Origin of the sequence: Streptomyces sp. ISL-66 (genome assembly GCF_018614135.1) — a bacterium.
In the GTDB taxonomy this organism is placed as follows: domain Bacteria; phylum Actinomycetota; class Actinomycetes; order Streptomycetales; family Streptomycetaceae; genus Streptomyces.
In genome coordinates, this window is record NZ_JAGGOW010000010.1 from 17574 (window position 1) to 43070 (window position 25497).

14 protein-coding genes and 3 tRNA genes are annotated in these 25497 nt (G+C 68.4%); 6 read left to right on the plus strand and 11 right to left on the minus strand.

Annotated features, from left to right (window positions below; all coding sequences use genetic code 11):
* Nucleotides 1-73: 73 nt before the first annotated feature.
* Complete coding sequence (locus J7E97_RS02525) at nucleotides 74-1345, minus strand: MFS transporter (RefSeq protein ID WP_215021702.1); 1272 nt, start codon at nucleotides 1343-1345, stop codon at nucleotides 74-76.
* A gap of 227 nt (nucleotides 1346-1572) precedes the next feature.
* On the opposite strand from J7E97_RS02525, the gene J7E97_RS02530 reads away from it, so the two are divergent.
* Complete coding sequence (locus tag J7E97_RS02530; RefSeq protein WP_215021704.1) at nucleotides 1573-2820, plus strand: glutamate--cysteine ligase; 1248 nt, start codon at nucleotides 1573-1575, stop codon at nucleotides 2818-2820.
* A 1132-nt stretch (nucleotides 2821-3952) separates the two neighbouring features.
* Here J7E97_RS02530 and J7E97_RS02535 read toward each other — a convergent pair.
* The 4 genes from J7E97_RS02535 to J7E97_RS02550 all read right to left on the minus strand — a co-directional run bounded on the left by J7E97_RS02535 (nucleotide 3953) and on the right by J7E97_RS02550 (nucleotide 13421).
* A complete protein-coding gene (locus J7E97_RS02535) occupies nucleotides 3953-4498 on the minus strand; it encodes an RNA polymerase sigma factor (protein ID WP_215021707.1) in 546 nt (181 codons plus the stop codon).
* Between the two features lie 47 nt (nucleotides 4499-4545).
* Nucleotides 4546-4992 carry a hypothetical protein gene (locus J7E97_RS02540; protein WP_251053658.1) on the minus strand — a complete coding sequence of 149 codons (447 nt, stop codon included), beginning with the start codon at nucleotides 4990-4992 and terminating at the stop codon, nucleotides 4546-4548.
* A gap of 168 nt (nucleotides 4993-5160) precedes the next feature.
* On the minus strand, nucleotides 5161-5646 hold the full coding sequence (locus J7E97_RS02545) for a hypothetical protein (RefSeq protein ID WP_215021714.1): 486 nt from the start codon (nucleotides 5644-5646) through the stop codon (nucleotides 5161-5163).
* Between the two features lie 119 nt (nucleotides 5647-5765).
* Nucleotides 5766-13421, minus strand: coding sequence for a DNRLRE domain-containing protein (locus tag J7E97_RS02550; RefSeq protein WP_251053669.1), 7656 nt, complete (start codon nucleotides 13419-13421; stop codon nucleotides 5766-5768).
* A gap of 1348 nt (nucleotides 13422-14769) precedes the next feature.
* Here J7E97_RS02550 and J7E97_RS02555 point away from each other — a divergent pair.
* The 3 genes from J7E97_RS02555 to J7E97_RS02565 all read left to right on the plus strand — a co-directional run bounded on the left by J7E97_RS02555 (nucleotide 14770) and on the right by J7E97_RS02565 (nucleotide 21041).
* Nucleotides 14770-15204, plus strand: a complete 435-nt coding sequence (locus J7E97_RS02555) for a hypothetical protein (RefSeq protein ID WP_215021717.1) — start codon at nucleotides 14770-14772, stop codon at nucleotides 15202-15204.
* A 181-nt stretch (nucleotides 15205-15385) separates the two neighbouring features.
* On the plus strand, nucleotides 15386-16330 hold the full coding sequence (locus tag J7E97_RS02560; protein ID WP_215021720.1) for a L,D-transpeptidase family protein: 945 nt from the start codon (nucleotides 15386-15388) through the stop codon (nucleotides 16328-16330).
* A 1255-nt stretch (nucleotides 16331-17585) separates the two neighbouring features.
* Entirely contained in the window at nucleotides 17586-21041 is a 3456-nt protein-coding gene (locus J7E97_RS02565; protein WP_308346253.1) for an NACHT domain-containing protein, read from the plus strand.
* Between the two features lie 254 nt (nucleotides 21042-21295).
* On the opposite strand, the gene J7E97_RS02570 is transcribed toward J7E97_RS02565, so the two are convergent.
* The 5 genes from J7E97_RS02570 to J7E97_RS02590 all read right to left on the minus strand — a co-directional run bounded on the left by J7E97_RS02570 (nucleotide 21296) and on the right by J7E97_RS02590 (nucleotide 22778).
* Entirely contained in the window at nucleotides 21296-21703 is a 408-nt protein-coding gene (locus J7E97_RS02570; protein WP_215021722.1) for a PIN domain nuclease, read from the minus strand.
* Nucleotides 21700-21933: a type II toxin-antitoxin system VapB family antitoxin gene (locus J7E97_RS02575; protein ID WP_215021724.1), complete on the minus strand. Its 234-nt coding sequence runs from the start codon at nucleotides 21931-21933 to the stop codon at nucleotides 21700-21702. The genes J7E97_RS02570 and J7E97_RS02575 overlap by 4 nt, the downstream gene beginning before the upstream one ends.
* A gap of 430 nt (nucleotides 21934-22363) precedes the next feature.
* Nucleotides 22364-22440: transfer RNA gene (locus tag J7E97_RS02580), tRNA-Ile, on the minus strand.
* A 187-nt stretch (nucleotides 22441-22627) separates the two neighbouring features.
* A tRNA-Asn gene (locus J7E97_RS02585) sits at nucleotides 22628-22700 on the minus strand.
* Nucleotides 22701-22705: 5 nt separating this feature from the next.
* Nucleotides 22706-22778 (minus strand) — tRNA-Asn (locus J7E97_RS02590).
* Nucleotides 22779-22923: 145 nt separating this feature from the next.
* On the opposite strand from J7E97_RS02590, the gene J7E97_RS02595 reads away from it, so the two are divergent.
* Complete coding sequence (locus J7E97_RS02595; protein WP_215021726.1) at nucleotides 22924-23232, plus strand: YtxH domain-containing protein; 309 nt, start codon at nucleotides 22924-22926, stop codon at nucleotides 23230-23232.
* Between the two features lie 117 nt (nucleotides 23233-23349).
* A complete protein-coding gene (locus tag J7E97_RS02600) occupies nucleotides 23350-24789 on the plus strand; it encodes an FGGY family carbohydrate kinase (protein ID WP_215021729.1) in 1440 nt (479 codons plus the stop codon).
* 148 nt (nucleotides 24790-24937) lie between these two features.
* Here the strand turns inward: J7E97_RS02600 and J7E97_RS02605 are convergent, their stop codons facing one another.
* Nucleotides 24938-25303 carry a hypothetical protein gene (locus J7E97_RS02605; protein ID WP_215021731.1) on the minus strand — a complete coding sequence of 122 codons (366 nt, stop codon included), beginning with the start codon at nucleotides 25301-25303 and terminating at the stop codon, nucleotides 24938-24940.
* Between the last annotated feature and the right edge of the window lie 194 nt (nucleotides 25304-25497).

The window sequence follows — 25497 nt, forward strand, 5'->3', positions numbered from 1 at the left end:
CCCGCCGCCCCCCCTCTCGCCCGACCGGACCGCGGCGGACTCCGCCGTCGGCCCGATCGCCCCGGCCCCCGGCTCAGGCCTGCGGCGACAGGGCGTCGTACCGGGCGAACCCCCGCCACCGCAGGGCGAGCAGTACCAGGACGAGTACGCACGCGAGCCCGCCGCCCGCGATCGCCACGCCCGGAGAGGTGAGGTCGGCGGCGGCACCGGCGACGAAGTCCCCGAGCCGGGGGCCGCCCGCGACCACCACGATGAACACGCCCTGGAGCCGGCCCCGCATGTCGTCGGGGGTCGCTGCCTGGAGCATGGTGGTGCGGAACACCATCGAGGTGGCGTCCGAGGCACCGGCCAGGGCGAGGAAGAACAGCCCGGCCCAAAGGTTGCGGCTCAGCCCGAACGCCGCGATGGCCGCCCCCCATCCGCCCACGGAGAGCAGGATCGCCACCCCGTGCCGGCGGATCCGGCTCTGCCAGCCGGAGAACAGTCCGCCGAGCAGCGCGCCCACGGCGGGAGCGGCCACGAGCAGGCCGACCGTCTTCGCGTCGCCGCCGTACCAGAGCACGGCGATGGCCGGGAACAGCGCCTTCGGCGAGGCCAGCACCATGGCGGCCATGTCGGTGAAGAAGGTCATCCGGATGTTGGGCCGGGTCCCGAGGAAGCGCAGTCCGTCGAGTACGGACGCCCGCCCCTTCGCGCCCTCCTCCCGGTCGGGCTTCATCGACGGCAGCCGCCACATCGCGTAGAGGGCGGCGCTGAAGGTGACGGCGTCGATCAGGTAGGCGGCCTGGTAGCCCCACCAGCCGACGATGACCCCGCCCAGCATCGGGCCGGCCGTCATGCCGAAGGTCATGGTCACGGTGTTCAGCGCGTTGGCGGCGGGCAGCTGCCCGACGGGAAGCAGCCGCGGGATCATCGCGGAGCGGGCCGGGCCGTTGAGCGCCGCGCACACGGCCTGGAGCGCGACGACGCAGTACAGCAGCCAGACCCGGTGGTAGTCGAGGAGCGCGGCGCCGGCCAGCCCGATCGACAGGGCGGCCAGGCCGAGCGAGCTGAACAGCCCGAGCTTGCGGCGGTCGACGGTGTCGGCGATGGCGCCGCCGTAGAGGCCGAAGACGACGAGCGGCACGAGCGAGAAGAGCCCGACCAGTCCGACGGAGAAGGTGGAGCCGGTGATCTCGTAAACCTGGAGTGAGATCGCGAGGGCCGTCATCGCCTGGCCGAGCCAGGAAATGGTTCCGCCGACCCAGAGCCGCCGGTAGTCGGCGGAGCTCCTCAGCGGGGTGAGGTCGGCGAATATGCGGCGCTTGAGGGGAGTGGTCGGTGATGGAGCCGTCGTACGAGTCACATCGGATCTTAACCAGCCGCCCCCCGAGACCCGATCGGATTTTCGGCGGACCGGACTCCCTCTGCCCGCACCCGCAACAGTCTCCCCACCGGAATCCGGGGTCCCCGCGGCCGGTCGCGCCCTACCGCTAACTCGCCACCCGCACCGGACATTTGACCGAATAGACGTGCGCTCCTCGCCTTGAGTTCGGCTCATGATGAAAAGACTCGTATGTCCAGGGAGGCGCAGTGATCGAACCTGGCACCAGCACCACGAGCACCGGTACCGGCACCGCGGACACAAACACCGACACCGGCACCGACACCGCGAGGACGAGTACCGGCGCCACGAGAACGAGCACCGGCACGGGCACGGGCACCGCGAGCGCGACCGGTACCGTCCTCCCGCTCACCGTGGGGGTCGAGGAGGAGTTCCTCCTCGTCGACGCCCGCACCCTGCGGGTGGTCCCGGCCGCCCCGCTCGTCCTCTCCACCGCCGCCGGACTGCCCCACGAACTGCACCCCGAGGGCACCCGGTACCAGGTGGAGATCTCCACCCCGGTCGCCCACTCGGCCGTGACCCTGCGCAGGGAACTCGCCGGCTTGCGGCGCACCCTCGCGCGGGCGGCCCGCGCGCACGGCTGCCGGCTGCTGGCGGCGCCCTCGCCGGTGATCGCCGTGGAGGGCCCGCTCCACCTGACCGACGACGAGCCGCGTCAGCGCGAGCAGCACCGGCGCTTCGGCGCGCTCACCGACACCCTCGTCAGCTGCGGCCGGCACATCCACATCGGCACCCTCGACGTGGACACGGCGGTCGCGGTGTCGAACCGGGTCAGACCCTGGCTGCCCACGCTGATCGCGCTGGCCGCCAACTCGCCGTTCTGGGGCGGCCGTGACACCGGCCACGCCAGCTGGCGTGCGATGGCCTGGTCGGGCTGGCCGTCGGCCGGCCTCCCTCCGCACTTCACCTCGACGGCCCACTTCCACCGCTCGGTGCAGACCCTGCTCGGCTCCGGCGCGGCCCTCGACACCAAGATGGTCTATTGGGACCTCCGCCCGTCCGGGAACTGGCCGACGCTCGAATTCCGGGCGCCCGACATGTCACCGGACATCGACACGGCCGTCCTACAGGCCGAATTGGCCCGCGCCCTCGTCACGACGGCCCTGCACGAGATCGCCGAGCGGCGGCCCGATCCGCCCGTACGGGAGGACGTACTGCGCCTCGCGCGCTGGCGGGCGGCCCACGACGGCCTGGAGGGCTTCGGCCTGGACCCGTACACGGGCACCGAACTCCCCGCCGCCGACCTGGCGGAGGCCCTGCTCGATCTGGTGGCTCCCGAACTGGCTGCCTCCGGCGACCTCGACCACGCGGCGAAGACCATGGCCGGTCTGCTGCGCGACGGCTCGGGCGCCCACCGCCAGCGCGCGGCCTTCGCCCGCCGCGGGGACCTCATGGACGTCCTGCGTCACCTGGCGGACGAAACGGAGGCCTTCTAACCGGCGCCGCCCCGAACCCACCCGGCCCGCAGGTGCGAGCGCACGCGCACCTGCGGCCACCGGGTCCGCACACGTACCGCGCCCCAGCCGCCCATCCGGAACTCCCGGGCCCAGAACACGAACACGCCCAGAACACGCCCAGAACACGCCAAAGCCGCAGGCGCTATCGTTTCTGCACCTGCGGCTCGCAGTGGGGCGGGTGGGACTCAAACCCATTTCAGTGACGCGTCTCACCTGCGAAGACGCCGAAGAAACGGACATATCCGCCTGTTTCCGTCTGGCTGCATCCCACTCGATCCTGCTCGATCGGGGGTCGTTAGGCGTTCGCCACACCGCTTCTTCTGCGTGGCCCATGTTCGCCCCTCATCTCCACTGCCGAACTGCGGTCAGCGACCGCGCCCGTCAGCCGTCGCATCCCCAACAGGCGCAGGCGGCTGGTGGGCCGAATTACCCGCTTCGGGCTTTGAGTGGGTACCGAAGGGACTCTTGGCGGGGGCGGAGTGTCCGTTCCCGAAGGCCGGGGGCGAGTCTGCGGCTGCGGGCGCCAGGAGGGAGTCACAGTAGGCCGCGGCATCCTTGCCATCAGCCGCAGCGACCAGACGCTCCCAGGCTGCGGCTTCCATGGCTTTGCCCTTGTCCAGGGATTTCTCATACGCATGGCAGAGGGACTCGCTCGTCAAGGGCAGGGGGGCCGGATTGCCGGGAATACGCGGCGTGGTGGGGACTCCGTGAGGAGCCGGCGAACTTGGGCCCGGGGACTCGAACGACGAGATCGCGGGTCCCCGTGGCGGTAGCGGAGCAGAGGTGCTGCGGCGGGGTTCAGGTTCGCGGGCCTCAGTCTCGTCGAAGGGGTCATGCGACGCAGCTGCGGCGAACGCCACGCCGCCCAGGGTCAGGCTCGCGGCCAGGGCTGCGAGTGCGGTTTTCAGCGAGCGTCCCATGCCGCGTTCCGGTTCGGGACGCCAGTCCTCGCGACGTCTGGTGCGCCGAGGGGTGTGCAGACCTGCGTCGCGGGCCACACGGAACGCGACGACGGCCGCTCGGGCCGAGGCATCGTCCACCTCCCTGGGGCGCAGGGCAGCGGCCAGGGCTGCCTCGACGTCGTCAGGTTTCCACATACCGCCTTCACCACTCATCCCAGCATTTCCTTCGCGAGTCGCTTCAGTCCGCGGTGCGCGGCGGAGCGTACCGCTCCTACCCGCTTGCCCAGCACCCGGGCTGCCACGGGTCCGTCCAGCCCGACAACCACCCGCAGCAGCACCGCCTCGGCCTGGTCCGGGGGGAGCCCGGCGACCAGGGCCAAGGCCTTGGCGGTGGATATCGCCTCCAGAGCCTCGCGTGCCGTCTCCCGCGGCGAGGGCAGGTCGAGAATCTCCTGCTCGAACGGGGCCGTCTGCGGTCGGGAGCGCAGGCGCCGCAGGTGGTCCAGCGCGCGGTGGCGGGCAATGGTCGCGGTCCAGCCGCGGAACCCCGCACCGTCTCCGCGGAACCGCGCCAGGTCACGGGCTATCTCGAGCCACGCGTCGGAGGCCACGTCCTCGGCGGACTCGCCGACGAGCCCCCTCAGATATCCCAGAAGCCCAGGCTGCACGATCCGGTACGCATCGGCGAACGCCTCGTCGTCACCGTTCTGCGCACGTTCCACCGCATGCTGCAGAGTGGCGTCGTCCGCCCTCAAATGATCTTCCCTTGGTCTTCCCGCGTCACGCTGTCCAACGCATCACCCTACGCGGCTGTCAGTCGCCGGCTGTCAGTCGCCGGCTGTGACAGCGGCAGGGGCTTCGCACGACGCGGAACCAGCAGGAAGAGCTCGTAGACGGATTCGTCGGGGCCCAGCTTGAAACGGTTGACCACCTTGCCGAGCGGGTTCCACGCCTGTCCGTCGGGTGTCCGGACGCCGACCGGCTGCCGGAACAGTTCGGACGTCACGCCGTCGAAGTCGACCCAACGGGCTCGGGCCTGCCGGACGAGTACTTCGCCGACGTACGCACCGAGCTCTTGGAGGATCGGTGCGACGCCGGCCGGGTCGCCGGCCCCCTGCCGCAGACCGTCCACCACGCGGTCGACGATGCGCAGGCTGGCCGCGGAGAAGTCGAGGGGGAGCCGCGCTTTCGCGGTCGTGCGGGATGCGAACGCGGAGGCATGCCGGCTCATGTCGGCGGCCTGCAGCATGCGGCTGACTCGGTCCATCGGTCCACCCCTCGTGAATGAACCGGTGCGGCTGCCCCGGTCCCCCTGGGGGCCGCAGGTTTCCCACGCCCCCCAGGAACCCAGCGGAACCTGGCGCCGGATCATCACGGGTTCGTACTGTGATCACCGTCACATTTTCAAGCAGGCCCGCTATCGCCCGAAGTCGGGGTCGGCAGAAGTGCGCTTGTAGTGACACGGGTAGGAATGGCCGGGCTCCCCATCCACCGGGACACTCCGACTCATCCACAGCTCTCCATTCTCCAAATAGAATGGCAGGAACTTGCTGTCTTTCTCATTCTCGAAATTAAGCACCAGATAGGGTGTCAGGCCAGGGTCCTTGTTGACCGCATGCCATTTCCCGTCGGTTGAACGGCGTGTCACCTGCGCGTCCGGCACGGGGCCGTCCCACCCGACCGGAAAATCCTTGACGGAAAAGGTGTAATCGTCACGCAATCGAATGACCGGAAGCGGCGATCTACATTCCCGCCCACCGTCCCATCGACCGACCAATTCGGAATGTTGCACGGCCTCCGGATAGACGTGGGCCGGTTTGCTTGTCCCGCAAGCGGTCGAGGCGAGTAGCGTCAAGGTGGCAGTCGCAAGGCTTGCGCTGATGCGAAATACGTCGAATCTCACGCCATCTACTTCCAGTCGTTCCGGGCGGCGGGGCCGCCCCCAGGGATCCCTGGGGGCGGCCCCGCCGTTTTTCAAGGCGCATCCCGACCGGACAACCGGCGGGAGCACGCCAGACTGCATCAGAAGAGGCTACTCACCCAATCCGTGATGCTGTCCAGTAGGCCGCTCGACGAGCCCGAAGACCCCGATGACGCCGACGGAGCCTTGGGATCGTCGAGATCCACCGTCTCCGTCCACGTTATGTCCTGCGTTTTCTTGCTGAAACGCCCCGCACCGTAATACTCATTGAGGGGTTGGGCGATGTTTTCATCCCACCACGGGCTGTACCCGCCGGCCCCCGGGCCAATATGCGTTCCAGAGTTCATGGTGCTGTTGTTGTGCACATGGAATTGGATGGTCGCCGTCCCAGCCTTCTTGTCGATCGAATTGACCGTGTAGTCCATGGTGTAGGAACCGAGGAACGCCGCGGACATGTTCGACGTGAAGTCTTTCACGAGAGTCTTGGTGTTCAGCGACTGATCCAGGCCGTTGTTGTATGTGATACCTGTATCGTCGTCTGTCCACTGGCCAATCTTTTGGCCCATCTTGATGTTTCCGCTGTTGATGTTATCGGCCGCGATCTCCCGCACGCGCTGGACGTGGTAATGGTCCATGAGCGTCTGCGTGAAGGCGTCGTTTCCGCCGAAGTCTCGATCCTTGGGGCCGCTTCCTGTGACCCATTCGAATCCCAGATCCACTCCATTGGGATTACCGGGAGTTCCGAAGCATGAGGGGCACTTCTCTCGAAGGATCGGCTCTGCGGCAATCGCGGGGCTGGCAAGTGTGTCGGCGACAGTCGTAACGGTGCCGACCCAGGCAGAGGCGAAGGTGTCGTTGTAGGGGCAGAAGCCCCCGTCTTCGCACCAGTTGTGCCCATCGATTTCGACGTTGCTGATCGGGTTGCCGCCGGTGAAGGCGTAGCGGTTCCCTGTGAAGGGATCCGATCCCAGCCGCATGTCGGCGAGGGCGCCGTTGTACATGTCCCGGCTGGTGAAGCGGTTCAGGCCGGGGTCGTAGTCACGGAAGCCCATGTCGTAGGTGCCGCTGGCGGCATCCCAGCGCTTGGCGCTGAAGCGGTAGGGGTTGTACGCCTCTTTGTCGGGCTGGGCGGCGTCGGGCTTGTCGATGCCGGTGAATTCGGCGTCGTTGTTGGTGCCGTAGGCGGTGTAGCCGTAGGTGGACTTGGTGTCGCCGCTGGTGTCGGTGAGGGTTTCGACGTCGGTGTGGCCGTTGTAGCCGTAGACGCCGAGTTCCTCGGTGCCGTCGGTGTTGTGCTTCAGCTGCGTCAGCCGTTCGCCCCACGGGCTGTACTGGTAGGACTTGGTGACCGCGCCGGCAACGGCCTCGTTGAGAACCTCGCTGGAGGTACCGAGGTAGTTGAAGTCGGTGGTCTTGCCGGCCTCCGTCTTGGATGCCGTGCGGTCCAGGGGGTCGAAGATGTAGGTGCTGGTCTTCGTCGTGACCCCGTCAGCCTGCAGCTTGGCGTTCTTGACCACGTGGTCGAAGCCGTCGTAGTCCCTGTCCTCGACCACCTTGCCGCCCGCGGTGACCGTGTCCAGTCGGCCGTACGGGTCGTAGTTGTAACTGTTGCTCGCGGCGCCGATGCTTGAGCTGAGGAGCCGGTTGCGGTCGTAGGTGTAGTTGGTGGTGACGTTCTTGATGGTCTGGGTGACGACGTTGGCGTTGTCGTCGTGGACGTAGGTCTCGGTGCCCGCGGCGGTTCCCGTCTTCACGGACTTGGCGAGCCGGTTGACCGGGTCGTAGGTGTAGTCGGTGGTGGAGGGCAGGTACGCGCCGTGGTTGTCGGCGTTCATCTTGGACGCGACGTCCTGCGCCTTGTTGCCGTTGGCGTCGTAGGCGTAGGTGTGCGAGGAGACCAGGGTGGCGTTCGGCTTCTTCTCGCTCTGGGTCTTCAGCGCTCCGTTCAGGTAGTAGGCGTAGTCGACCGTGTTGCCGTTGGCCTTGGTCTCCTTCAGCCGCTGGCCGCGGTCGGTGTAGGTGAATGCGGTGGTCTCCGGCGAGGCGTCCGAGGCGGACTTGCCGACCTTCACCGTCTTGGTCAGCTCACGCAGGTCGTAGAAGTACTGGGAGTACTGGTCGGGGTGGGTCACCGTCTCCGGCTGGCCGTTGGCGTCGTAGGTGAACGACGTGGCCTTCTTCTCGGTGCCGGAAAGCGACTCGCTGGCCTTCTGGAGCTGGTTCAGCGCCGTGTAGGTCATCGTGTACGCGTCGATCTTGGCACCCGAGGAAGTGTCCGTGATCGAGGTGAGGTTGCCGTTGAGGTCGTAGGAGTACGTGAAGTTCTTCTTCTCGTTGTCCGTCTCGGTGACCTGGCGGACGATCTTCACCGCGTCGGCGACGACCTTGCCGGAGGCATCGGTCGCCAGGGTGATCTTGGACGTGTTCCCCTGCTTGAAGGTGAATGAGCCCAGCGAGACCCAGCTGCCGCCACCGGTGGTCTGGTTGACCGCCTTGTCGGTGGTGCCACCGTCGTGGGTGACGGTGTACTTCGCCGCCGTGGAGGCACCCGAGGTCGTCGGGTACTTCGCGTAGGCGGTGTAGGTGCCGTCCTGCGGAACGTTCAGGGTCCAGGTGAACGTGTCCGTCGACGTCCCCGCCGCGTGGGTGCGGTGGTTGTAGCCCTGCTGGCCGGTGGCCGAAGCGGTGTCCCAGGTGCCGGTGGCCGCGGTGCTCTGGGTGTCGGAGTTGTCCGCCACCACCACGTGGGCGCCCACCGGCACGCCGTCATCGGAGCGGGCCTGGAGGCTGCCGTCGGGGTAGTAAGCCCAGCCCATGGTCCGCGAGCTGGAGCCGCCTGCGGAGGTGAGGGTGCGCGATACCTGCTGGCCGCTCTGGTTGTAGCCGTAGGAGGTGACGATGTCCCACGGGTCGGTGACCGTCTTGGTCCAACCGTTGTCGAAGTAGGTGTTCTCGCTGTCGTTGCGGACCGTCTGCCCCTCCGACGGCGGCGCGGAGACCCGCGAGGTGCGGCCGACCGCGTCGTAGATCGTCTGGGTGTAGACGTTGGGGTTGTTGTAGCGGGCGTCCGCCGGGTCGTAGGGCTGGAACTGCTTGACCGGCCGGTTGAGCTTGTCGTACTCGGTGCGGCTGGTGAAGTCGTCCGCGGCCGCGGTGGCGGTGCCGCGCGGGCTGATCACCTTGGTGGTGTTGCCCATCTGGTCGTACTCGATCTTGGTCGACCGGACCGTGGTGCCCTCATAGGGAACCTTCTGCTCGGTGACTTTGCCGCGCTCGTCGTAGACGACCTGGGACTTGTTGCCCTCCTTGTCGGTGGTCTCAAGGACCAGGGAGTCCTTGTCGTAGGTGGTGGTGGTGTACTTGCCGGCCGCGTCGGTGGCCTTGGTCACACGGTGGTTGAGGTCGTAGGCGGTCTTGCTGGTGTAGTCGGTGGTGTCGGCGGTGGCGTTCTTCTTCGGGTCGATGACCGTGACCGCGTTGCCGACGTTGTCGTACTCGTAGGAGACCTTGTCACCCTTGGCGTTCACCACCGACATGAGCTGGTAGATCTCGTTGTAGGTGTTGGTGGTGACGTAGTCGTCCGGGACGGAGGTCGTCGCTGCGCCCTTGGGCTCGGTCGTGGTCTTGAGGTTGCCGACCTTGTCGTAGGCGTAGGTGGACTTGCGTCCGCTCAGGTTGTTGTCCGGGCCGGTCGCCTCCGTCACCTGGTCCGCCGAGTCATAGACCGCGGTGGACACCGCGCCGTTCGGGACGGTGCTGGAGGTGACGTTGTCGTTGGCGTCGTACACCGGGGCCGGGGTGGTGATGAACACCCCCTGCGCCTGGTCCTTGGGCATCTTGTTGACCAGCGGACGCTTGAAGGCGTCGTAGGTCTGGGTGGTGGTGGTGCCCAGCGCGTCGGTCACCGAGGTGACCTGGCCGCGCTCGTCGTAGACGAACGAGGTGGCGTGGCTCTCCGCGTCGGTGATCGTCTTGGGGTAGCCCATGACCTCGAAGTCGGAGTTGACGGTGGCATTGCCGTTGGCGTCGGTGGCCTTGGTCAACTGCCCGTAGGCGTCGTAGTCGTACTTGGTGGTGTAGTCGTCGGGCACCGACGTGGTGGCGACGCCCTTGGGGTCGGTCGTGGTCTTGAGGTTGCCGAAGGCGTCATAGCCGAACTGCCACTTTCGGCCCTCCGCAGAGGCCTTGGTGAACAGATCGGCCGAGTAGCCGTCCAGGCGGGTCTGATACGTGTAGACCGACGCCGCGGTGCCGTTCTTGTTGGCCTCCGCGTCCTTCATCGTCAGCGGGTAGCCGGTCTTCTGGTCATACGTCCAGGTGGTCTGGGCGCCGTTCGCGTCCTTCAGGAGCGTGACGTTGTTGTCCGCGTCCCAGGAAATGTCCGTGGACTGGGACTTGGCGTCGGTGGCCTTCACCTGGCGGGCGAAGTCGTCCAGGACGTAGTCCGTGGCGTGCGACTCGGCGTCGGTGACCTTGGTGTCGGTGAACTTCGTGTTCGTCGTGTTCGCCTTGTAGGCGAACGTCGTGTTGCTGTTCAGCCGGTCCGTGATGGTCTTGGTCCACCAGTGGTACTTCGGGTCGTCGCCGGTCTGCGGGGCGTAGTAGTCCAGCTTGGTGGCATTGCCCCGGGGGTCGGTGGCCGTCACCAGCTTGACGTTCTTGTTGCCCTGCGTGGCGTCGTAGGCGAACTTGAACACCTTCGGCTGCGAAGAGCCCACGCCGTCGGTGAACTGGCCGAGCAGACCCTTGTCGGTGTACCAGAAGTTGATCTTACGGCCGGAGACGTCGGTGACCGACTTGATGTGGTCGTAGATCTTGGAGTTGGTCAGGTTCGAGCCCGTGGCGATGGTGCCGGTGCTCGAGACGTACTCGTAGGAGGCGTCGCCCTTCTTGAAGTAGTCCACCGTCAGCGTCTGCCGCGACGCCGGGTCGGTGATGTACGTCAGGAACTTGGTCGGCTTGTTGTTGGACTTCCGCTCCTCGTAGGTGAACAGCATGGTGTTGCCGTTCTTGTCCACCGTGGAGGTCAGGTAGCCGTCACAGCCGAACAGGAAGCGGGTACCGTCCGGCCGGGTCATGGTCCAGGCGTCCGGGACCGGGTCCTTGGTGGGCTTGCAGTCCAGGGCCGCCTTCATCGTCAGCTTGTAGTGGACACCGGCCGGCGCCTTCCACGAGCTCGTGGCCGAGTCCCAACGGAACACGTGGGTGGTGCCGTCGCCATCGGGCAGGCGCACCTCGGTGGGGTTGGGGTTGGGGTGGAAGTCCAGCGGTGCCCCGAGCCGGATCGGCCCTGATGCCTGCATGGACCAGCCGTGACCGGAGACCGTGTCGGAGGTGTCCAGGCTGTTGTAGGCCAGCCGGAAGAACGTGTTCAGACCCCGACCCGGGTTGTTGAACGCGTTGTACGACCACACCGAGTTACCGGAGGCCAGGTTGTTCATCACGCTGGCGCCGGCGCCGGTGTTCTTGCCGGTGTAGCCGTAGAACTTCTCCAGACCGATCTGGTTGGAGGTCGGGTCCTCCACCGCCACGTTCTGCTTCAGCGACGGGATGGCGCCCGTGCCGACGGACAGCCAGGTGCCGTCGGCGACCTTCTTGATGTCCCAGCCGAGCACGTAGTCCAGGCGCTTGTTGCCCTCATCGGAGTTGATGGGGGTCTTGACCTGCGCCTGGATGGTGGCCGACTTGCCCGGCAGGAGGGCCGGGATAGCGGTGGACAGCTGGTTGCCGCCCGTGGTGACGTCCGTGCCGTCAGGCAGCTTCCAGGTGTAGGAGAGCACCCGCTCACCGGCCGCCCACGCCGTGGACGTGGTGTTGGTGACCGTGAACTCGACCGCGTACTGCGAGTTCGGCGTCATACGGGCCGGAGTCGTCGGCGCGTAGTACGTGTCCTCGGTCGTCGAGTCGACGTAGATGACCTGCATGTACGGCCGCAGTTGCGGGTCGGACGCCTCGGACGACAGGAACAGCGTGCGCTCCTGCGGGCCGGTGGTGGTCTCGTCCTTCAGCTTGACCAGGACGCCCTTGTTGTTGGTGGGCGTCTTGACCCAGGACTGCATCAGTCCGGTGGCGTCCCACCAATGACGGCCGACCTCGTCGGTGATCTGCGGAACGGTGTCGGAGACGGTGGCGGAGAAGTCACCGCCGGCAGTGGTCCACGGGGTCGTGGAGTTCGCGTTGTTCCACGTGGCCTGGGTCTCGGTGAAGTCCCGGGTCAATGAGTGGAGTTCGTAGATCGCGCCGTTGGTGGTGCTGGTGGTCTCCGCGCCCCACATGTACATCTTGTTCTCCAGCACCGTGGCGGTGGTGGGGATGTCCGTGGTGGGGAACTTGATGGCCGCGCGGGTCTTGCCGTACGTGCCGGAGTTGTTGCCGACGCTCAGCCAGGTCTGCGCCTTGCCGGAGACGAGACCGTCGTGGTTGACGGTCGGCTGCTGCGAGGAGAGCGTGGTGTCGGTCTGGCCCGCCTGGATGATCTTCATCGTCCGGCCGGCCTTGGGGATGCCCACGATGCGGGTCGGCGACCCGAGCAGCTGCCCGTTCTTGGCCTTGACCGCGAGCTGGTAGTAGTACGACTTCCCGATCTCGCTGGAGCTGGAGTCCGGAGTCGGCACCGTCGTGGTGTCCGTGTACGTCGTCGCGGTCGAGGCGATCGGGGCGATCAGCGTCGCCGCGGACGGCGTGAAGACCTGCTGCGTGGAGCGGTGCAGCTGGTACTCCACGATGTCCAGACCGGTGTCACCGCTGCCGTTGGCGTACGCCGGCCACGAAAGCTCCGGGCCGGTGGAGTGGACCACGGTCGGCGAGTTCAGCGAGGTGCCGACAGCGCCGTAGGTCACCGTCAGGCGCGGGTAGGTGGACGTCTCGTCGCCGTAGGTGTTGCCGTCGGCCGCCTCATAGCGCGGGCCGCCGGTCGGCGCGGTGCCCGACTCGTCCTTGGCCTTGAGCACGAAGCCGTAGTTGGTCGCCGTACCGGAGACCCACTTCTGGACCGTGTCGGCGACCGGGAAGTCGTGCCACTGGTTGTAGTCCCAGGCGGCCTTGGTGATCTCGGACGGGTTCACCAGCCGAACCGAGTCGGCGAGGGTGCGGGTCGTTGCCGAGCCCGTGTCGCCGAGGGCGATCTTCCCGGCGTTGCCCTTGGCGAAGCTCAGCTCCGCCGCGTCGAGGGTCTTCCAGACGCCGCCGGTGCCGGTCTGGTTGACCGTGTAGTTCTTGGTGCCGCCGTTGTGGGTGACGGTGTACGGGGCGGCCGTGGCCGCGTCCGCCGCGGCCGGGTAGTGCACGTCCACCCGGTACGTGTCGGTCTCCGGGACCCTCGGCTGCCAAGTGTACGACTCGCCCGTGAGCGCGTTCTTGTTGTAGGCGTAGTCGTCGTTGGTCGCCGCGCCGCCGGTCGTGGTGGATCGCGGCCACTCGCCGACCGCCGCCGTACCGGCATCGCCTTCGTCCAGCTCTACGGTGGTGCCGGACAGTTCGCCCACCAGCGTGCTGGTGTTGGACCAGGTCGCGGGCGTCGCGCCCGCCTCGCTCCACGCCCCGGTGGCCCGGTGCGCTTCGAGGGCGACAGCGTTGGCGTTGCTGGTGTGCGACTGGTCGTAGTACAGACTCAGCCGGGCCGCGTCGACCTTCACTCCCGCCGGGACCTCGTTCAGCGGGAACTTGATCAACGAACGGGCGATGCCGGTGTCCGTCTTGCCGACCGACAGCTTCCAGGTGTTGTTGAAGTTGGTCGTCGGCTGATCCGACAGGACCATCGTGTCCTCGGAGACCGACGCGATCGGGGTGATCGTGATCGTCGGGTCGATGACGACCGGGTACTGGCGCTCCTTGGCCGCAAGCCACTCGGCGTCGGGCGTGACAGTCAGCTTCCAGCCCTTGCCATCGGCGTCCCGGATCAGCTTCTGGGTGACCTTGGTGCTGTACGTACCGCCGGTGACCGACTGCGGATCCTTCTTGGCATCCGTCATGTACGGAGCCGGGATCACCATGACCGGAGTGCCCGGAGCCTCGCCGAAGAAGGCGATCGAGCCGTCCTTGCGGGTCTCCGGCGTCAGGCCGCCCTCGGTGTCCAGGGTGAAGGTGAACGACACCGGACCGGCCGGGCGTTCGGAGAGGACGATGTCCTCCTTCACCTGACCGTTGCCGACCCGGTACGACAGGTCCGCACCGGCAACGGCGTCCTTGTAGACGACCTGGTCGCCCTTCGCCTCCGGCTTGAGCGCGCCGGCACCGGACAGGCCGAAGGTGACAGCCCCGCCGCCCTCCGCCTCGAAGCGCATGAACTTGCCGGCGTCGGAGCCGAACCAGCTCTTGCCGGTGTTCGCGGTGTTGGCGAAGTCGAAGCCGTTGTCCTGGGTGGCGCGGACCGTGGTCTCGACCGGCTTCCAGGACTGCCCGGACCTGTACGACGTCGGCACGGCCGTCAGCTCGGCCTCGATCCGGCCGTCCGACAACTGCCAGAAGCGCGCCTGCGACGTGCGCCTGTCGGTCAGCTCCTTGACCCGCTTCGCCTTCGGGAGCTTCTCGCCCTTCGGCAGCTTCTCCCGGCTGGGTATCGCCAGCTTCCCACCGACCGGGGGCTTCGTCTCGCCCTCGTCGTCGTCCGAGAACCAGCCCGCAATCGTGTCGAAGACGCCCTTGTCGTCGTCCTTCGCCGGTGGTTGCGGAGCCGCATAGGCGACCTGCGGCAATAGTGTGCCCGCTACCGCCGAGACGACAAGACAGGAGAGATATCTCCTGTACGGAACTTTCACCTCAATACCTTTCGGTATCGACGCACCCGCATCGCTGCGCGCGAAATGGGCAAGCCGAACGAGCTGGTGCGGAGGTTTCCGCCCAGCTTGGAGCAATACGGAGTGATCGCGCGGGAGATAGGAACCACGAGCTCACGGGCTTGCAGCGGGCTTTCTAATCCCTCTTGCGAGGCCCGGTCAACCCCGGCGACATAAAGGACAATTGATTAGTCGAAGGGGGTAGGGTTTGCCCGATTCTTCCGCTCGCTCGCACTCGGCCGGTGGCGTGGTGTATAACGACCCGGTTCCCCTGCCAACCAACCGAAAGCCGGGCTCTCTCATGTCATCCAATGAACTTGCGGAAAACGCAGTGCGGGAGGAGAACGAACACGAGAGCACTGGGGGCTCCCCGGACCGGCGGGGGCTGCTGATCGCCGGCATCGCCCTGCTCGCCTGCTTCGGGCTCGTCGGCTACGGCATCCTCAACGCCGACGAGCAGCCGAAGCCGCGCGCCGCGCCGACTGCCGAGGTGACGTACGAGGTCACGGGGACGGGAATTGCCGAGATCTCGTATCTCGCCCGCAGCGAGGCCGGTACGGCCACGGTCGAGAGAGGCGTCACACTTCCCTGGACCAAGTCGGTTCAGGTACCCCTCGACAAGGCCCCGACCGTCGCCATCATCCTCGACAGCAAGGGCGGGCAGGCGTCCTGCACGCTCGCAATCCGCAACAAGCACGTCCAGCGCGCCACCGCGATGGGCGAATTCGGGCGTGCCACGTGCACGGGAGAGGCTCAGGCCCGGTAGGGATGATTCTCGCCGACCGGATTCCAGGTCGGCGATTCGCCCGAAATCTTACTGTGGTTGCGATCTGGTGGCGCGCTGTCGTATAACGGCGCCGATTCGCCGGGGAAATCGCCTTCTTGGGCCTATATCGGCCAACGTTCGTTCTCTGGCTTTGTTCTCGTACTCGACGAAGGGTTCCTTCGTGCTTCCCGGAAACACTCTCCTGCCCCTGCGTATCCGCCGAGTCCTTGTCACCACGGCCGCCGGCGGGGCGCTGCTGCTGTCCTCCGGTTGCGGAAGCGGGGGTGACAGCGCCACGGTCGAAGACGTGGCGGCGGAGCAGGGCGGTGTCGCTGCCCCGCCGAGCGCCTCGCCCAGCGGGCCGCCGAGCGCCTCGCCCAGCGGGCCGGCGAGTGCGTCGCCTAGCGGGCCGGCGAGTGCGTCCGCTCCCGCCTCGGCGTCCGCCTCGGCTACCGCGTCCAACACGCCGAGCAGCAGCGCCTCACCAAGCTCGGGCGTTACGGCGAGCAAGAGCCCGGCCGGCGCAAGCGCCCCCGACTTCCCCGTCCCGGTACAGGTCGGCGACGCCACGCAGCTGATCACCGTCAAGGCCAACGGCTCCTATGCCACGGTGACCGCCTGGGCCAAGGGGTCCTCCGGCTGGAAGGCGCAGCTCAGCACAAGCGCTGGACGCGTCGGGTCCAACGGCGTGACGGACGGGACGACCCGTCAGCAGAGCACCTGGACCACACCGTCCGGGACGTACACCATCACCGAGGGGTTCGGTGTGGAGACGGGCGGCACGAGCATGCCGTACCGCGTCGTCACCTCGGACGACTGGTGGGTGGAGGACCCCGAGTCGAAGTTCTACAACTCGATGCACGGTGAGGCGGGCGCAGACTTCCCCCTCACCGAGGCGGGTGAACGGGGCAGCGAACACCTGATCAACTACCCCACCCAGTACGCCAAGGCGCTGGTCATCAACTTCAACCGATGGCCCGCCGTACCCGGCCGCGGCGCCGGCATCTTCCTGCACGTCAACGGGTCCGGCGCAACGGCCGGATGCGTGTCCGTGCCACGCGCCACGATGGACCGGATCATGTCCTGGATCAAGCCAGGAGCCCACCCCCGCATCGCCATCGGATAGATCGAAGCAGAGCGACTGGCGGCCGAGTGGGTAGCGACGCGGAAGCTGTAGCACGGACCATCTGCAATGCCGGGCTGGTCCGACCTGGAGCTACCCATCCCGGTCAGGTCGGCTACGACGACGGCGTCCACGTGCAGCACCCGGACCTCGGCGTCCCGGAGGATGTCGATCGAGCGCTCGATCGGCCCCGGCCACTCGACCCGCGAAGCCCTTACCGTCGCTGGCCGACTTCACCTCGGCGGCTCCGTATTGGCCAGGCCCGGAGGACGCGAGCACGGCCACCGACCACATCGCTCGGTTCCGCGAGGAGCGGGGCGGGTCGGCGACGCAAGCGATGGCCCCGGCAGCCTCGTTCATGTGCTCCTACCCGATGGATCGGTGTGGGGCAGGCAACCGAGCCCAGCGACTGGTATCCGCTCTTCCCGAACCGGGTCGTCACGAGTCTCGACAAGGCCAAAGATTTCGGCACGACGTGCGGCGTGCCACACGCAAGGGCCGTGGGATCGCCGTGGGATCATCGTCCGGGCTCCGGACCCACGTTCGACACAAAACCCCAGGTCGACAAGGTCAGGGCCCAGTGCAGACCAGGGTCGCCCGCCTCGCCTCCCCGCCGAGAGGCAAGCGCCGCACGCGAAAACACCCCTCCAGGGGCGTTTCGCAGGTCAGAACGTTTTTCTATGGTGGGGCGGGTGGGACTCGAACCCATTTTCCATCCGGCTACATCCCGCTCGATCCCGCACCATCGGGGGGCGTTAGGCGTTCGCCACACCGCTCTTCTCCGTCCTGCCTTCCCTGCCGCATCTGCGGGCCGCAGAAGACGCTGCCCACCCGCGTCCCCGAAACCAGTGCGCAAGCAGCCGTCGGCTCCCCGCGTCCTGACGCATGTGCGCCCACTGCGCACAGTTGCATTCCGTAGCCCGCGCCTGTGGGCTCGGGACATCCACACCTGGTCGGCGGTAACGATCCGGGCGGACGCTGATCACACTCGGACCGTCCCGCAGCCGAGCCCAAGAGGGCTCATGCCCCGGATGCGAACCGTCCTCGTCCCGCCCCCGCCTCTCGGTGTGACGCCTTACCATGGGGCGGCGCTCTGCCGGAGGTCCAGGATAAGCAGGGTGAGTGGGGAGGCGAGCGGGGTGCGGTCGGGGTGAGCGGGGCGGGGCGGGCTGGGGAGATCGGCAGTGTCTTCCGGTGCGAGCTGGCAGTGCACCTGGCCGTGCACGGGCTTCGTGGCCGCCCTGTGTCGGGGTTGGACGTGCCCGCAGGGGTGTGGCCCGTCCGGCTGGACTTCGAGACCAGCGACCCCACCGACGACATCCGTGTCACCTTCTCCGACGGGCGTCGCGCCTACGTGTCCGCGAAGCGGAAGATCGACAAGGGGCGCCCGCTCGAAGAGACGCTGACGGGATGGGTGGGACAGGTGCCGACGCTCGGCACCGATGATCTTCTGGTCATCGCCGGCGAGGAACTCGTCGGGCCGGTGAAGAACCTTGACCGGGCCCTGCGGCGCCATCGTGCGGGCCTGCGCATGGAGACCGGTGACGAGTCCACGGCTTTCGCTGTCCTCACCGACCGGCTTCCGTCGCGGGTCCGCAGGCTCGTCCTCGAGCGGGCGCGTGTACTGCACCTACCCGGTGCGACCGGCCCGGCACCGCACCGGGACCTCCTGGCCGCCTTGATGGACCTCGTCGTCGCGGACGCGCGGGGAAACCGTGCCGTGAGCGCCCTGGCCGACTTCTTCCACCGGCAGGCGGGCGAGGCGCTCGGGAGTTCCATCGAGGAATGGGGCGCCGCCCTTGCCGACGCAGAGATCACCGTGCTCCCGGACCAGGAGGGTCCGGTGGCAATGCGCCTGGCCTCCCGTCGGAACGCCGTCGACGCGTACCGCACCCGGTTCAGGGCGGAGGCCGGACGGATCGACCTCAGCCTGCTCGCCGATGACCTCCCGCCCCTCGTCGTCGACAACCTCGTCGGCGGCCTCCGGATCGACGTGGAGGGCGAGCGCACCTCCTCCTTCCTCCTCTCCCGCCTGAGGCGTTGGCGCCGCATGCTCATCGTGGGGCAACCGGGCTCGGGAAAGTCGGTGGCGGTGCGGGAGATCGCGGCCCACTGCGCCAGCCACGCCGATGCCCCCGTCCCGATCCCCGTGTCGCTGCCGCGCCTGCTGAAGGGACAGCCGGGGCGCCTGACCCTCGACGGCCTGGTCGACGACGCCGTGGCGGGCACCGTGCAGGACGCGGACCGGGCACCGATCGCCGCCTACCTCAAGGAGGAAATCGGCCGCGGGCGCGCGCTCGTCCTCTGCGACGGGCTCGACGAATGCGGGGCGCGCGCCCCTTGGGTCGCACAGCAACTCGAAGAGATTCTCGCGTCCTTGGCCCCCTCCTGCGGGTTCGTGGTGACGACCCGGGCGAATGCGCAAGGGGCCGCGGCCCGGCTCAGCCTGCCCCGCGTGGAGCTCGCGTCTCCACGGGATCTCGGCGCGACGGTCGACAGCATCCTCGTCGCCTGTGCCGAAGCGCGGATTCCCGGACCGGACCGAGCGGCATTCCTGGCAACGCGACGCTCCTGGATCGGGGACGCGAAGGAGGAGCACGCGCATCTGCTCGCGGTACCGCTGCTCGCCGCTCTGCTCGCTCTCGTCTGCGCGAACGCGCCGGATGCCGACCTCCCCAGGGGGCGTGCAGCGCTGTTGCACCGCGCGGTGGAACAGTCCGTACACCGGTGGGAGCGGCTGCGAGAGGCGCTCACCCCAGCCCGGCCCTGGGCACCCGCGTTGACAACAGGCATGCTCCTCGACGGGTTTGTCACGCTCGGACGGCTCCTCGACGGCGAGGCGACCCCGCTGGCCGGACGCGCCCTGGCGTCACTGACCGGCATGCTGAGCGACCCCCTGCGGTGGGCCATGCCGCCCGCTGCGGCCGACGAGGTGGCGGAGCATGTGCTTCGGTTCTGGGATGAGCACGTCGCGGTGTTCGTGGTGAACGGCGCGGGCGAACTCACCGCCCGCAGCAAAGTCTTCGCCGAGATCGCCACGGCCATGTGGGCGCGGTCGTGTGGGGCCGAGGAGCTGCGGGACTGGCTGGGCCACGCCCTCAACCACACGGATTCTGACGGAGCGATCGCACTTGCCGCCGGGCTCGACCCTCGTACGGCCGAGGCCCTGCTCGACGTCGGCGAGACACGGCGGGAGGCCACCCTGATGGTGGCCGATCTCGCGGAGCGCGGTGTCGTGACTCTTTCCGACAGCGAGGCAGAACGGGCCCTGGGCCAGCTGACGGACGGAGCCCTTGGCGCGATCAAGGGCGAACCGCTCCTCCCGCGCGGCCCCGGCAAGCCCCCAAAGTTCTTGCCGGCGCTGTGGGACAAGACACGCGACACGGGACCTTGGCCCTTCGTGGAGGCCGCGTGTCTGCTGACCCTGCCGCCGGTGTCGCGGCGGCGCCGGGCGGACCTCGTGGACCTGTCCGAGCTCGACAGCACCGCCAAGTCGATCGCCCACATCCTGTGCGCACTGACGGATGCGCGCACGGACGCGTCCCCTTTGAGTAGGGCGGAGATCGATGCGCTCCGCGCGCTGCTGGCGCTTCCCCTGCCGCAAGACCCCGAGATGGTCCGGAGAGGGCGACGCGGCTGGGAGATGGTCGGCGGAGGCCCCCTCACCCCAGGACTGGAACAGGTCGCCCTGGGCGCGGCCGAACATCTCGGTGAGCTTCCCGACGATGCAGGTGAGCGCGTGTTCGCCCTCGCGATGCTCGCGGTGGGGCGCGTCGCCGAGAGGATCTACGTCGCACTCGCGCGCACGGGATTCGACACGAATCGGCGTTGGGGGAACGTCGCTGCCGGGCTGCGGAACTTGGCGTCCAGCGCGCGGGACAACAGGAAGGCCCTCCTCTCCAACCTCGTGTCGCTCCACGGCCCGTGCCCGGGGTCCACGGACGGCGACTTCTGGTCGCTTACCGCCCTCGGCGACCTTCTCGCGGCGACCGGATATTCCGATTCTTCGGCGATCGAGATCGATCGCGCCTTCGCCGACGCCAGCACGGCGGAGCGCCGGGCGTGGCTCGACGCGATGGCGGACGCGTATGGCATCGACAAGGTTGCCGTGGCCGCCCAAGCCCGTCGCCTCCAGCAGATCACCGCGCCCGGTTCCCTGCTGGACGAATGGCTCGTCGCGGGCACATCCCCCCTGGTGAAGCCGTCGCCGCTCCCCGGTGTCGGGCAGGTCCTCACGGACGCCCAACAGATGGCGTTGCTGGCGTGCCTGGAGGCGGACTCCTCATGGATGGCGTGGTCGGCGGCGAACGTGCTGATGAACCTGAAGGGAGGTCGCGTTCCGTGGAACGGTCAGGAGCTGTTCGATAGGGACATGACCTATTGGCCCCGCGACCGTGCGGGCCTCTTCCACGCCGTCGCCGTCATGACCTCGGGCGATCAGCGGCCTTCACTCCTGGCACGGGCCGCTTCCTCGGAGTCGGCGGACCACCGATGGGCGGCGAGAATACTGATCTCCGCCGTGCCGCATCTCGACCCCAATGGTTCGATCGCGGAGGCGCTGCGCCGGGACGCCGATCTGTCGGTCCGTCCCAGGGACGCACATCAGGTCACGCCCGCCCCGACGCACTGGAGTTGCAACCACTGCCGAACGGTCCAAGCCCTCGACACCGAGGACTGTCCAGGATGTGACGACGGTGTACGCCCTGAGCCCTAAGAGGTTGGCCCAGGAGCGATGCCGCGCGCGTCGGGCGGAGCGGCCAGTCGCCAGAGAAAGAGTGCGGTCGCGCGAAGCCCACCGTTCATGAGGCGATGCCCGATGATCCGAGGGCCCAACGCTTTGCCTCTGCGGCACAGGATTTCGCCCCTTGGGTCCGTGTGCGAAGGGGCCTCCACAGACACAGGAGACCCTCGGCAGCGCCCGGCAGTCCTGCTCATCCAACTCGGAGAAGCGCCCCAGGTCGACAGGCATCAGGCGCGTGCGTCCCTCTGCTGCACTTCCTTGAGAACGGCCGCCACCGTGGCGAAGTCGTTGTCCACGTGCAGGACCGTGTGACCGTGATGGACCGCCGTCGCACACACCAGCAGATCGATGGCGCCGGCAGCACGGTGCTGCCCCTGCTGGGTGAGCTTGTACTGCGCGGTGTCGACCCAGCGCCACGCGTTCTTGGGCACCGGCGAGAGATGGCAGAGGTCGTCCAGCTCTTCAGCCAGCTCATCCCGATGGGCAGGGCCGGTCGCCGAGTAGAGGAACTCCGTCCGCGTGGGCTCGCAGATGCAGAAGACCCCGGCGGCAATATGCCCCTCCCAGGGGCGCAACGCCCCCGGCGTACGGAAGAGGTGCCACAGGGCGGAGGTGTCCAGGAGGTAAGTGATCACTCGAAGGCAGCCCGTCGCGCCCGCTTCGCGGCCACGTGTGCCGCAGCCGCAGCCTCGAACTCGCCCCGCTCGCCTCGCGCAGCCAGCTTCTCGGCGGCCTCCAAGCGTTTGATCCGAGCGACATAGTCCCGCAGAGCGGCGTTGACGGTCTCCTTCTTCGTCGTCACGCCCATGAGCCGCATCGCCTCGGCCAGTGCCTCGTCGTCGAGATCGATCTGTGTGACGGACATCCCGACCCCCTTCCGAATCGCGAGTACGCAATGTACATAGCCAAGATACATCGCCCACATTCCTCGCGTCAGCTCATCGACACAGAGAGTGCACCTCAAGATCGAACACGGCCGCTTGGGCGCCGGGCAACTTAGCACGTTGGAAGATTCCCGGGGGCGACAGCCACATATCGAACAGCGGCACGGTTGCGCGAGGGCAGCAGGGGTGTGGGTGGTTCGACGTGCGAGGCGGGCCGCACCCAGCAGCCGTGGGAGCGTTCCTCACCCCTCCCACGACAAGGAGCCGAAAAAGCCCAGGCCGCAGGGACTTGAGGGGGCATCCCGGTGCCCGAAGAAGCGCTTTCGCCACACGCCGTTAGGCAAACGCCACACGCGAAGCAACCCGAGAAAAACGTTTCCGCAGGTCAGAACGCTTCTCCTGACCTGCGACTGGTGGGGCGGGTGGGACTCGAACCCACGGCCGACGGATTATGAGTCCGCTGCTCTAACCGGCTGAGCTACCGCCCCTTCACGGCGTGGCGCGTACATGTGTGCGCGCTGTCTGCCGCAGCATAGCCGCTCATACGATCTCCTGCCTCGGATGCCTCGCATGATCGGCTTCGCCTGCCCAGAGAGACCGTATCGAGCCCTGTCCGGTTCCGGACCGGGGTCATAAAAAGAAAAAGGACCCACATGGGGTCCTCGTTCTCACTTGCTCCCCCGACTGGACTCGAACCAGTAACCTGCCGATTAACAGTCGGCTGCTCTGCCAATTGAGCTACAGGGGACCGCGCTCCCCCGACTGGACTCGAACCAGTAACCTGCCGATTAACAGTCGGCTGCTCTGCCAATTGAGCTACAGGGGATTGCTGCGTTGCACCGAACAGCCCACCTCCGGCCTGGCCGGGGGGCGACTGCCCGTTGCGAGTCATAGATTAGCGCAAGCAGGGGGGTGCTCCGCCAATCGGTATCGCCAGCAGGCCGGGCACCACACGACGAAGGGTGACAGGCATGCGGTACAAGGTCACGTTCGCGGTCGGACTGGCCCTCGGGTACGTGCTCGGCACGCGGGCCGGGCGCGAACGTTATGAACAGTTGAAGAAGTCCGCGCGCGAGCTCGCGGAGAACCCGGCGGTGCGCAACGCCGCCGAGAGCGCTGGTCAGACCGGCCGGGAGTTCGCGGGCAAGGCCTTCGCCGCGGTGAGCGACAAGGTGGGCGGCGCCGTGCCCGACGCACTGGCCGGGCGGGTACGGGGGCTGCGCGCCCGGGTCAGCCGCGGCGCCGGCGGCGAGGACGAGTGGGGCACCACCAACACCTGACGGTCACCCGGGCGAGGTCCTTCGCGCGCCTCACCCGGGCCCGTCCCGGGCCCCGCCCGGGGCCGCGCGGCGCTCGGGGCGGCGGAGTTCGCTCAGACGTGCGGCAGAATTCCCCCCATGGGGATAGTCGCCGGGCTGGACAGTTCTTCCGCCTTCACTCGCATCGTCGTCTGTGACACCGAGACGGGCGCCGTGCTGCGCCAGGGGTACGCCCCCCATCCGCAGCCCACCGGCGAAGCCGTCCCGCACGAGACCGATCCACAGGCCTGGCTGCTCTCCCTCGGCGAAGCCGCCGGCGGCGGGCTCCTCGAAGGCGTTGAGGCCATCGGCGTCTCCGCCCAGCAGCACGGCGTGCTGCCGCTGGACGCGCAGGGGGCCCTCGTCCGCTCCGCCCTGATCGGCAACGACAAGCGCGGCCAGGTCGCCGCCGCCGACCTGGTCGAATCGCTCGGCGGCCGACAGGCCTGGGTCGAGGCCGTCGGCTCGGTCCCCCATTCGGCGCAGCCGATCGCGAAGCTGGCCTGGCTGGCCCGCACCGAGCCCGACGCCGCCCGCCGGGTCGCCGTGGTGATGGCGCCCCACGACTGGCTGGTGTGGCAGCTGCTGGGCCGCCCGGCCCGGCGGACCACCGACCGCGGCGGCGCGTCGGGCACCGGCTACTGGTCGGCGGCCACCGGCTCCTACCGCCCCGATCTCGTCGAGCTCGCGCTCGGCCACCGGGCGCTGCTGCCCGAGGTGCTCGGCCCCTCCGAAGCCGCCGGGACGACGCCCGAGGGGCTGCTGATCTCCGCCGGGACCGGCGAGACCATGGCCGCCGCGCTCGGGCTGGGCATGGGCCCCGGCGACGCGGTGGTCTCCCTGGGCGCCTCCGGGTCGGTGATGGCGGTGCACCACGAGGCGCTGTCGGAGCCGGGCGGGCTGATCACCTCGCTCGCCGACGCCGCCGGGATGCACCTGCCGGTGGTGAACACCTCCAACGCCGTACGGGCCCTGCGCGGCACCGCCGAGATGCTGGGCACCGACCTGGACGGGCTGAGCGAGCTCGCGCTGAAGTCGACCCCGGGCGCACACGGCCTCGTACTCCTGCCGTACCTGGAGGGTGAGCGGACGCCGAACCTGCCGCACACCGCCGGAACCCTGTCGGGGCTGCGCCGGGACTCCATGAAGCCGGAGCACCTCGCGCGGGCCGCCTTCGAGGGGATGCTGTGCGGGCTGGTGGACGCGCTCGACGTGCTGCGCAGCCGCGGGGCGGAGATCCGCCGGGTGTTCCTGCTGGGCGCGGCGGCCGAACTGCCCGCCGTACAGGCCTTCGCGCCGGGCCTGTTCGGCACGCAGGTCGTCGTGCCGGCGCCGGCGGACTACGCGGCGCTGGGCGCGGCCCGGCAGGCCGCGTGGGCGCTCGGCGTGGCACGGGGCACGCTGGCCCCCCACACCCCGCCGGTGTGGCCGGCCCCGGCGGCGCAGGTCTTCGAGCCGGACGAGGAGTACCCGGCCTGGCAGGGCGTGCGCCAGCAGTACATCGCGACCCGGGAGCAGATCCACCCCGGCGCGTTCTGAGCCCGGCCGCTTCCGGCGACGCCGGCGGCTTCCGGCCCGTCGGCGGCGTCCGGCCCGTCGGCGGCGTCCGAGCCGCTGCCGCCTTCCGGGCCCGGGGCCTTGCGGCCCGGGCCGACCGACCCCGACCCCGGGCCCGCCGGAACGACGCTCAGCCCATCGCGGCCTTGACGTGGTCGACCACGTCCTGGAACTCCCGCGTCGGCGAGAAGTCCAGGTACTCGGTGTCCTCCAGGGCCTCGGGGGCGTGTCCGGGCTCCCAGTAGCAGGCCTCGCCGGCCGAGTAGGTCTGGTCCCCGTCCTTCGTGTGCATCAGGAGGCGGCCCTTGAGTACGTACGCGTAGTGCGGGCACGGGCACAGGTCGTCGGGCAACCCCTTGAACGCGGGGGTCATGTCCACGCCCTTGGCGAACCGCCCGAACGCGACGGAGAAGCCTCCGCCGAGCTCCCTCACGCGCAGTTCCGCTCCCGGGGCTTCCAGGACGACGGGTGCCTGGTCCCGTGTGGTTGCCGTCATGACTCCTCCACCGCCGATCGTCATCGCCATCGTCATCGCCATCGCCATCGTCCCGAGACTCCCCCTTGACGCCCGGTCCTCCTCCCAGCGTCCCCCCGGCAGCCGGTGTCGGCGCGGCGACCGGGGACGCGTGCGGGGCGCGCGGGGCGTAAGGGGCGTGCCGGGCGTAGGACGCTGTTCCTACGCCCGGGTAC

Coding starts and splice junctions, on each gene's coding strand:
- J7E97_RS02605 (WP_215021731.1), bottom strand. CDS start 25,303: ATGACGGCAACCACACGGGACCAGGCACCCGTCGTCCTGGAAGCCCCG.
- J7E97_RS02540 (WP_251053658.1), bottom strand. CDS start 4,992: ATGCTGCAGGCCGCCGACATGAGCCGGCATGCCTCCGCGTTCGCATCC.
- J7E97_RS02575 (WP_215021724.1), bottom strand. CDS start 21,933: ATGTCCGTCACACAGATCGATCTCGACGACGAGGCACTGGCCGAGGCG.
- J7E97_RS02550 (WP_251053669.1), bottom strand. CDS start 13,421: ATGGTCCTGTCGGATCAGCCGACGACCAACTTCAACAACACCTGGAAG.
- J7E97_RS02600 (WP_215021729.1), top strand. CDS start 23,350: ATGGGGATAGTCGCCGGGCTGGACAGTTCTTCCGCCTTCACTCGCATC.
- J7E97_RS02595 (WP_215021726.1), top strand. CDS start 22,924: ATGCGGTACAAGGTCACGTTCGCGGTCGGACTGGCCCTCGGGTACGTG.